The organism is Calditrichota bacterium (assembly GCA_013152715.1).
Lineage (GTDB): Bacteria > Zhuqueibacterota > Zhuqueibacteria > Thermofontimicrobiales > Thermofontimicrobiaceae > 4484-87.
Genome location: JAADFU010000013.1, coordinates 1 through 9814, shown reverse-complemented (window position 1 = coordinate 9814; position 9814 = coordinate 1). Strand labels below are relative to the sequence as shown.

The 9814-nt window shown below is 44.2% G+C and carries 9 protein-coding genes; 5 read left to right on the top strand and 4 right to left on the bottom strand.

Annotated features, from left to right (window positions below):
- Both GXO74_01265 and GXO74_01260 read left to right on the top strand, forming a co-directional pair.
- Window positions 1–408, top strand: a 408-nt coding sequence (locus tag GXO74_01265) for a hypothetical protein (protein ID NOZ60288.1), incomplete at its 5' end; no start/stop codon positions are given.
- Entirely contained in the window at window positions 383–598 is a 216-nt protein-coding gene (locus GXO74_01260) for a hypothetical protein (GenBank protein ID NOZ60287.1), read from the top strand. The genes GXO74_01265 and GXO74_01260, both read left to right, overlap by 26 nt.
- Before the next feature lie 343 nt (window positions 599–941).
- Here GXO74_01260 and GXO74_01255 read toward each other — a convergent pair whose 3' ends face one another.
- The 4 genes from GXO74_01255 to GXO74_01240 all read right to left on the bottom strand — a co-directional run bounded on the left by GXO74_01255 (window position 942) and on the right by GXO74_01240 (window position 5595).
- Window positions 942–2006, bottom strand: a complete 1065-nt coding sequence (locus GXO74_01255) for a DUF4340 domain-containing protein (protein ID NOZ60286.1) — start codon at window positions 2004–2006, stop codon at window positions 942–944.
- A gap of 67 nt (window positions 2007–2073) precedes the next feature.
- Complete coding sequence (locus GXO74_01250) at window positions 2074–3885, bottom strand: GldG family protein (GenBank protein NOZ60285.1); 1812 nt, start codon at window positions 3883–3885, stop codon at window positions 2074–2076.
- 1 nt (window position 3886) lies between these two features.
- The gene (locus tag GXO74_01245) at window positions 3887–4615 is read right to left on the bottom strand and encodes an ABC transporter permease subunit (GenBank protein ID NOZ60284.1); all 729 of its coding nucleotides are present in this window, start codon (window positions 4613–4615) and stop codon (window positions 3887–3889) included.
- A complete protein-coding gene (locus tag GXO74_01240; GenBank protein ID NOZ60283.1) occupies window positions 4612–5595 on the bottom strand; it encodes an ATP-binding cassette domain-containing protein in 984 nt (327 codons plus the stop codon). The genes GXO74_01245 and GXO74_01240 overlap by 4 nt, the downstream gene beginning before the upstream one ends.
- A 629-nt stretch (window positions 5596–6224) precedes the next feature.
- Between GXO74_01240 and GXO74_01235 the strand changes: the two genes are divergently transcribed.
- From GXO74_01235 to GXO74_01225, 3 genes are all read left to right on the top strand, one after another.
- Window positions 6225–7862 carry an Ig-like domain-containing protein gene (locus tag GXO74_01235; GenBank protein NOZ60282.1) on the top strand — a complete coding sequence of 546 codons (1638 nt, stop codon included), beginning with the start codon at window positions 6225–6227 and terminating at the stop codon, window positions 7860–7862.
- Window positions 7863–7876: 14 nt separating this feature from the next.
- Window positions 7877–9130, top strand: a complete 1254-nt coding sequence (lysA, locus tag GXO74_01230) for a diaminopimelate decarboxylase (GenBank protein ID NOZ60281.1) — start codon at window positions 7877–7879, stop codon at window positions 9128–9130.
- 328 nt (window positions 9131–9458) lie between these two features.
- Window positions 9459–9814 (top strand): hypothetical protein (locus GXO74_01225; protein ID NOZ60280.1); only part of this gene is annotated, 356 nt, incomplete at its 3' end.

The window sequence follows — 9814 nt, the reverse complement described above, 5'->3', positions numbered from 1 at the left end:
GAACCACTGGTTGCCGATGAAAATGTCGAAGGATATGTATCGATTAATCAATCGGTTATGGGGTTCGATGCCGACTTTGTTCTCCGTGTGAAAGGCGACAGTATGATCGGCGCCAATATTTTTCCGGGAGATTACATTTTCGTCAATCAAACGCAGCAGCCGCAGAACGGAGATATCATTGTCGCGTTGCTGGATACCGAGGCGACGGTCAAATATTTTTTCGATGAAAAAACATTTATTCGTTTGCAGCCGGCGAATGATGACTATCCGCCGATTAAAATTGGCAAAAATGACCTTTATTTTAAAACAATCGGAATTGTTCAGGCTGTGGTTCATCGAATACAACCGGCGGGTACAAAAATACCCTTCCAAGGAGGTTCACATGAAAAGACAAACGAAAAATCTTGATGATTGGATTAAAGCCTGGCAGACTTCGTCAGACCTGGAATCGCTGAGAAACGACCTGGAGCATATCGACAAGGTTTACGAAAATGTCAGGCAGGAATTGGGCAGAGTGCTCATGTCGGCAGAAATGCTGGAAATTCAGGAAATTCTGGAAAACCGCATCGAAGAACTTTCCGATAAAGTCGCGGCTTAAAAGTTTTATTCAAAATAGACTTCTTATTTTCATTTCTTTCCTGGCTCTAATAGTAGTGATGTGCAACCACTGAAGCTCCCGGACTCCCACCCGGGAGCTTTGCTTTTTTTAACCACGAAAATACCACGGCACGAAAATATTTTTTTTGAAAGGGGAAAAGGGTATTGCCTTCAGCTTAAAGGAAAAATTGGTTTCCGCATTGTCAATTGACAATGTTCATTCGTATTGGTTCCTTAAAACTGACGGTTTTGTGCTTTCGTATCTTGATGGTAAATAAAAAAAACCATGCGAAAATTAACATTCATCTCCGCATGGTTTTATTCATTAAAATCAGATTGTTACGCTAACTCTTCTTTACTTTCTTCGGCAAGTCCTCGACCCATTTAAGCACGCGATCAAAAGTGCCCTTGCTGACTTCATAGACCAAACCGTCATATTGCACATTCATGTAATAGCCCTTGCCTTTTTCGTATTCCTTGCCAAAAACGACATTTTGCTGCGCCGCGCTGCCTTTTTCTTTGAACACAACGGCATTGCGCGCCCGCAGAAAGCCGTATTTGACATTTTTATTGTAGTCGGCAAGGCTGTTGCCCACGCGGTCCACGACTTTGCTCGCGCGAATGCTGGTAACGTCATTCAGAAAACGAGTGACCGCGTTCTTGTCTAAATCTATTTCTTTTTTGCCCTTCACCAGTACCCAGGCATCTTCTTTCTTGGTCGTTTTAGTCGAGTCTTTCTGCACTTCCACTTCGCGCTCCACTTTTTTCACGACCATCTGTTTTCCGTTTTTGACCAGAGCGATCAGCTCCAATTTGCTTTTATCTCGCTTGACGGCTTGTAAGTCCACAAAAGAATTATCTTTTAGTACCGTCAGCGTATCGATATCGCCATAAATGCCAAGATTGGTGAGGATATTTTTATCGACAAAATAGACTTTATTTTTGTCGGAGAAACGCACAAATCCGGTGTTGTAGTCTCCGCTCCTTTTCCCGAAAATCAGATTTGCCAACGGCTTTCCGCCTTCATCTTTAAGGATGACGTGAATTCCTTGCTCGTCGGTAATTTTGTACGTTTCCAGATGTTTCGGATCGGACGAGCGCACTTTTCCCGTCATTTCCAGCAAATTGTCCAGCAGACGGTTTATTGTGCCCTCCTGAGCTTTGCAATTATACTTTGTCACCAAATGCCAGACATCGTCCACTTTTTTCAATTCGATCCGGATCGGCTTGTCTTTTGAAGACTCTTTGTAAATTTCGATGCCTCTGACATCATCCTTGGCAACGCCAAAAATAATCGTTTGCACCAACTCATCCACATTCACGCTTGCGTGTCTGGGTTGAGTTATCAGGGCAATGATTAGCAGCAGAACAAATGCTCCTGCCAGATAGTACAAATGTTCTCGTTTCATTCGTCTATCCCTCTTTATTTTAATCAGATTCAATCAAATTTAACTTTCCGGTTTGCGATCACTGAATTTATTTTTTAGCTTTGCGACGGATATTGATCACAATTCCCAGCGCGATGAAAATCAACGGCGGGAACCAGACGACAAACAATTTTGCCACCGCCTTTCCCATGCTGCTGGTTGCTTCAATGCGCCGCGTCACAATATTTTTGGAGCGAATATTGATTAACTCGTCGCCCAGAGTAAGCGCGTCCACGCAATTCAGAAGCAAAGCCTTGTGTCCCATGACAGCGCCCAAAACATCATTTTTGAACATATTGGAACAGCCTGTGGCAATAATTTTGTTTTCTTTGGCCTCGCCAGTGATTTCGGACGGCAAGCTATCCGGTTCAGCCTCTCCCTTGTCCTCGCTGCCCGGTTGTTTTCTCCATTTGGGAATAATTCCGCCGGCATATTTGGATTTAAATTTTCCTTCCACTAAAATTCCCAGCGGCTGATGGCGCAGCACATCCTCTTCCGAAGGCGGCGTTTCGTCGATGGCGCCATAGCCATAACCTTCGCGCGTCCAACTGAAATTGCTGGAAGTGAACAGCGTGCGATATTTTAAATTATTTTTTTTCAAAATATCGTCGTGAACCAATAGCCGTGTGCCGTACATGTAAAACAGCTCGCCGATTTTATTGGAAATGGAAACATCCTTATTGATATTTTCGTTGCTCACTTTGATAATCACCGGCTTGGTGACTGGCTCGTAGCGCTGCTGCCGTACCTGAAAAATGCCCATATTCCGCGTCTGGTAAACCGGCACCTGAATGTAGGCCGTGCTTTTGTCCATGAAAATTTTGTTATCAAATTCAAAGCCGTAATTTTTCGTCAAAGAACTGATGTTCACACGCGTAGGCATACCGCTCAAATCGAACGCTCCCGGATTTTGACGCGAGGGACCTATGCGGTAGTTGTACTGCTGCGCCGCCATGATAATACGCACGCCGTTGTGCACTAATTTGTCAATTTCATAGAGCTGGCGTTCTTCCAGCGGCTGGTCGATCATCAGCACCATAGTCTGAATATCGTCGGGAATCGGATCGTCTTTTTTGATATTTGTGCGTTTGACGTCGTAGCCATTTTGCTGCAGCAACTCAACCGCGCTGTTGTACATGTCCTGCGGCTGCTGCTGGTAGTATTGCTGATACTGCGGCTGCGGCTCCGGTTTCCCCGGATAAAATCCGATTTTAGGCCTCTTATTGGAAATCAGCTTGTAAATTCTGGACATGATTTCATATTCCAGGCTACCGAAAGTTTCCGGCCTGACCTCAGGGATTACATCTTCTTTCCGATCCAGATAGGACAGAACCAGTGAAGAATAGACGCGCTTCACGGCAAATTCGTCCCGATCAGCACTTTGCACGCCGAAAGGAATTACGCCTTTCTCATACAACCGCTCGGCGATTTTTTTGCGCGTGATTTTCGGTTTCGTCTTGGCTTCAATCACATCTTTCTTTTTTTGTTGTTCTTTGGCTTTCTGCGCTTGGTAAGCCTCTTTCTCTTCTTCCGCGGAGGGATCGAAAACAGTAAATTTTAATTTCCCATTGGAAGCCAATTTCAATTCTTTTAGCTTGTCGATGACGTCCCGTTCCAAATTTTTCCACTTGGTGGGCATTTTTTCCGATGAAGAAACATAATACGTGACATCAATCGGCGCTTCCAATTTGGCAAATATTTTTTTCACCGCCGGCGATAATTTGTAAATTTGATTCGCCGTCAAATCAAAGCGGCCCGGATTGATGTGATCAAAAATAATATTTGTCACAATGACGATGGCTGTCAGTAAAACCGCGCCGATGATAAATGTTGTCCAAAATTCTTTCTTCAAATTTTTCATGTTAATATTTCCTCCTTTCCAGTGATTTTGCGTTCAGGTAGAGGAATAAAATGGTAAAGGAGACAAAATAAATAATGCTCTTCAAATCAATCACGCCGCGTTCGATATCATTAAAATGGCGTGTCACGCCCACATAATTGTACAGAAATTGGCCCACTCCCGGCAGCCAACCGTCGATGACCATGGGCACATATTGCCAGCCGATGAGCGCTAAAAATCCGCACGTCAAACTGGTGATGATCAACGAGACGATTTGGTCAGAGAAAAAACCGGAAACGAATATTCCCACCGAGAGGAAAAAGGCGCCTAAAAACATTGCTCCGAAATAGCCGCCGATGATGGGACCGAAATCCGGTTTTCCCAGAATCGCCAACATAATCGGAATCACCAGCGTGCCCGCTAACGCCACCAGATAAAACAGAAAACTGGCGAAAAATTTGCCCAGTACAATATTTTCCGTTTTTATTGGCAACGTCAGCAGCAATTCCTCGGTGCCCAATTTTTTCTCTTCAGACCACAGCCGCATGGAAATTGCCGGGATAAAAATCAGCCCCAACGTCAACGGCAGTTGAGAGAAAAAAGCCCGCATGTCCGCATTGCCAAAAAAGAAAAAATGAAACATGTACAATCCGGAATTTAATAAAATGAAAATAATACTAAAAACATAAGCAATCGGAGAATAAAAATATGCCCTGAATTCCCGATTAAAAATAATTTTCACGTCGTTCATGCAGTACCTCCTTCCTCTTTCGGCGAAGTTCCGACGTCCTCCGCATTAGGCGAGGTTTGCGTTAATTTGATGAAGGAGTCTTCCAGTGAAATTTTTTCTCGCTGGAATTCCACTACCGTCCAATTGTGTTCCTTAATGAGCTCGTTCAACTTTTCCACGAGATCGACGCTGTGATCCGCGAAAACATGAGCGCCGACAATGCCGCGCGGCTGCTCTGAATCGTATTCGATATTTTCAATTTCCGACGTCGCTTTGATCGCTGCTTCGAAATCTTTTTTGTTGCTTTTTACGGCAATGTAGTAAGAATTTTTCTGCGTCACTTTCTGCCGCAATTCTTCAAAAGAGCCGTCGCCGACTAATTTGCCGTCATTGATTACCAAAATGCGGTCAGCAATCGTCGCGACTTCCGGCAAAATATGCGTGCTCAAAATAATAGTTTTTTCCTTGGCCAGTTCGCGAATCAAATTGCGAACGCCAATAATTTGAATGGGATCCAGGCCCGAAGTCGGCTCGTCCAAAATGAGCGCTTCCGGATCGTGAATCATTGCCTGCGCCAGACAAGTACGCTGTTTGTATCCTTTGGACAGCACGCCGATTTTGCGATTCAGCACGCTCTCCAGACCTGCTGCCTGAACGACCCAGTCAAATCGCGCTTTCAAATTTCCGTTCAAATGGCGCGCCTGGCCCATGAATTCCAGATACTCACGAACTAACATGTCCGAATAAAGCGGAACCGTTTCCGGCAAATAGCCAATTAATCGCCTGACTTCCAGCGGCTCCTGCAACACATCGTGTCCGCCCACAGTGACTGTGCCTGAGGTCGGAGCGGTGTAAGTAGTGATGATTTTCATCGCTGTCGATTTGCCGGCGCCGTTAGGCCCGACAAAGCCGATAATCTCACCTTTTTTCACTGAAAAAGTAACGTCAATCAGCGCCTTGGTGAGTCCGTAGTTTTTGCACACCTGTTTTAATTCAATCATAACCCTTCCTCTTGTTATGATTTCAGTTACTTATTTTTTAATGTTTGATTTAATAAAAATAAAATTTTGATTTTGGAGCGAATTCATTGAAAATTATCAAAAAGATTTGCAGAACATTTACCAATCGTCAGTAAAATAATTTTTCATTTTCAGCGCCTGTTTTTTCCCTTTCTTTTGCTGAAATCCGTATCTTTTTGAATATGGCTAATTATTTTAAAAATAAGGAATAGCGGCTTTATGGCTGAAATATAACAAAAATATAACGATTCAAATTTTCCGTGAGTTCCCAATTCCGAAAATTTTTAGTTTTTTATTTTGAAAACAAAAGACGGTTGAATTTATGTTTTGAATTCAGCGAGGTCATTTAAAATTGAAACACTGTTTTATTTCAAGCGAAAATCAAATAGTATGACTGATGAAATGCAGAAAAAGTTCTTGCAATTTGCTGCTGATTTCTGTATTTTAAAAAATAAATTTTGCCGCAGCGACACAAAAAGCAATGACAACCTCAATAAAAAATTAAAGATAAGAATCAAATGACAATGGCAAAAACGGGAATCAAAAAGAAATTATTTCTTTGCAGCGCAATTTGTTTGTTAATCATACTAATTTCGTTCTGCGCCAAACAAATGCCTCCCCGCGGCGGGCCCGAAGACAAAACACCGCCTTCAATTGTCTCCACATTTCCGGAAAACGGGGCTTTGAATGTCCCCACTGACGCTGCGATTAAAATTGCATTCAGCGAACGGGTGACAAAAAGATCTTTCGAAGACGCCTTTTTCATTTCACCGCTGCCTTCCGAGGAAATTCAATTTCACTGGCGCGGCAAAAAAGTCAAAATCACTTTTGGCGACACGCTTAAATCGCCACGCACTTACGTCGTCACCATTGGCGCCAAATCCAGCGATTTGAGAAATAACCGCATGGAACAGTCCTATTCCATCGCCTTCTCGACCGGGCCAAAAATTGACGAAGGACAGGTTTCCGGGCATGTGTTCGGCAAATCGAATGTCGGCGGAACGCTTATTTGCGCCTATCAGATCGGCGAAAAATCAGCTCCCGATCCGTCCGAGCTGCTGGCAGATTATTACACTCAGTGCAACGAAAAAGGCGAGTACCAACTTAAATATATGGCGCCGGGGAAATATCGTTTTTTTGCCATCGGCGACAAAGATGGGGATCGCAAATATACCCGCGGCTTTGACGCCATCGGCGTGTCCAACGGCGACGTGACGCTCAGTGAAATGAAATTATTGCTCACTGACATAGATTTTCAAATTACAGTCGAAGATACTTTACTGCCCTTTCTGAAGTCCGCTTATGCAGTGGATAAAAATCGCGTTGACGTGCGTTTTAACGAAAATATTCAGCCGTTGGCAAAAAATTTGCCGGAGAAATTTTTCAAAATTTCCGCTGAAAACGATGCGCAAACACATTTGCAAATTAAGAGTTTTTACCAGGATTCGCGCGACGGGTCGATTTTTCATCTCATTACCGACGAGCAAAAAGAAATGCCTTACGAACTTTTCGCACAAAATATTTTTGACCTGTCAGCTAATCCGATTGACACCGCCTACAACTCGGTGGTTTTTGACGGCTCTGCTGCGCCCGACACGATCCCGCCGGCGCTCGTTTTTCAATCAATCCCAGACAGCAGCCAATCCATTTATCCGGACTCCAGCATATTTTTTGTTTTTTCCGAACCCGTTCGCCCGGAATCAGTTGAAAGCCATTTTCATTTTTTTGACCCGAAGCAAAAAGAAATGTCTGGCAAATTTCTGTGGAAAACGCCGGCGCACGTCCAATTCATTCCCGAACCAAATTTACTATTCAGCAGCAGCTATTTGATGAAAGCCGCCGTGGATTCTATTTTTGATTTGAACGGCAATTCGCTGAAAGACTCAGTGTTTTCCATTTTTTTCCAAACGATGCCCAAAGACACGCTCACCGCCATCGGCGGCACATTTTCCGATGCGCAGGCGAATGCAACGGGCGAAATCCATCTTTTTGCCAACAACGGCGACCATCGCTATCATTTGACCATCCCTGAACCGGGACCTTACGAATTTAAAAATATATTGCCAGGAATTTACACCATTTACGCTTTTCGAGATGAAGACGGAAACGGGAAATTTTCCTTTGGAAAACCCTTCCCATTCGCCCCGGCAGAACGATTTGTTTTTTATCCCGATTCGGTGAAAGTTCGTTCGCGCTGGCCCAATGAAGGCAATGATATTATTTTGAAAATAAAATATTCAGAACGTTAAACACGGAGACAGTAATGAATCGATTTAGCTATCGAGACGGAGAACTATTTTGCGAAGGCGTGCCGGTAAAAAAATTGGCGGAAGAATTTGGCACGCCGTTGTACATTTACAGCAAAAATATGATCAGCGAAAAATTTAAAGCCATAGACGAAGCATTCTCGTCGGTCAAACACACCATCTGTTTTGCCATGAAAGCAAATTCAAACATGAACATTTTGAAACTGATGGCGTCGCTGGGCGCCGGCGGCGATGTCGTTTCCGGCGGTGAGCTTTTCCTCGCGCTGAAGGCAGGTATTCCGGCGAATAAAATCGTTTACGCCAGCGTGGGCAAAACCGACGCTGAAATCAAATTTGCCATCGAAAGCGGAATTCTGGCATTCAATGTGGAATCTGAAGCCGAACTGGAAGTTGTGAACCAAATCGCTGTGTCTCTGGGAAAAAAAGCACCGGTTGCCATCCGCATCAATCCGGACATCGATGTGCACGGTCATCCCTACATTTCCACGGGCAAATCCATCAACAAATTCGGGATTGACATCGACAAAGCCTACGGCGTTTTTCTCCGCGCCAATGAAATGCCCGGCATCGAAATTGTGGGCGTCCATTCGCACATTGGTTCGCAAATTTTGAACCTCGACTACTACGATGCCGAAGCCAAAAAATTGTACGATTTTGTGACCCGGCTGACAGACGCGGGCATTAAAATTCAGCATATTGATATTGGCGGCGGGCTTGGCGTGCATTATCCGGACGTGATCCCTGAATATGCGCAAGAAAAAAAAGAAGTGCCCGCGCCGGGGCAACTCGCCAAACGCGTCATCGATGTTTTGGCGCCGCTGGGACTGGAAATTGTTTTTGAACCGGGCAGATCCATCGTCGGCGAGGCCGGCGCTTTGATTACGCAAGTTGTGTACATCAAACGTTCCCGCGACACAAAATTTATCGTTGTCGATGCCGGAATGAATGACTTAATTCGTCCGAGTTTGTACGAAGCGTACCATCAAGTTGTGCCCACGACTTTCATGAAAAATAATTTTGAAATTGCTGATGTTGTGGGACCCATTTGCGAAACCGGTGATTTTCTGGCAAAATCGAGAAAATTACCCGCCGTGCAGCGCGGCGATTTCCTATCTGTGATGACAGCCGGCGCCTATGGTTACTCACTGGCTTCAAATTACAATTCCCGACCGCGTCCCGCAGAAGTCTGGGTTGAGGGAGAAAATGCGGAATTGATTCGTGAGCGAGAAAAAGTGGAAGATTGGGTTTAATTTTAGTAAGTTTAGTCAGATTTAGTTTAAACATCTCTCCTTAGCCCCCCTCGAAGGGGAACCAGGAAAATCCCCCTTTGAAGGGGGATTTAGGGGGATGTCCGGTAGCTTGAATGACAGAAATATTGTTACTCTGACTAAACAGTGCTATTCAGTACCGAAATTTTTATGTGTGTAGAAGTATCTACAATTTTTTTGCTGAAAATTTTTCTTTGTTGATGAGAATATATCGGCTCTTTTTTTGCCCTTTGAATTTTGAAGCAAAATTTCTGAAAACTGAATAGGCACGCTGCCACTTGTGCATTGCACAAACAAATTTTGGAGATAAATGAAGCCTCTTTTGTTATTTATTAAAACCATGAATTCCCCGTTTATCCGGCAGGACGAACTCCTGTTGGGTAAACATTTTCAGATAAAGCCGTTTCTTTTTCGTCCCGGAAATGCGATTCGTATGGCGAAAAGCCAGGTGCAGATGTTTTTCTGGCTGGTAAAAAATATCTGGCGCGCCGATGTGGTTTTTGTCTGGTTTGCTGATTATCATTCGCTGCTGCCAGTGATTTTTAGCAGGATTTTTGGAAAAAAATCTGTCGTTATGCTGGGCGGCATGGACGCTGTGAAACTGCCCGAGGTCAAACAAGGTGTTTATTTGCGGCCTTTTCGCGGTTTGTGTGCCAAATTATCCGT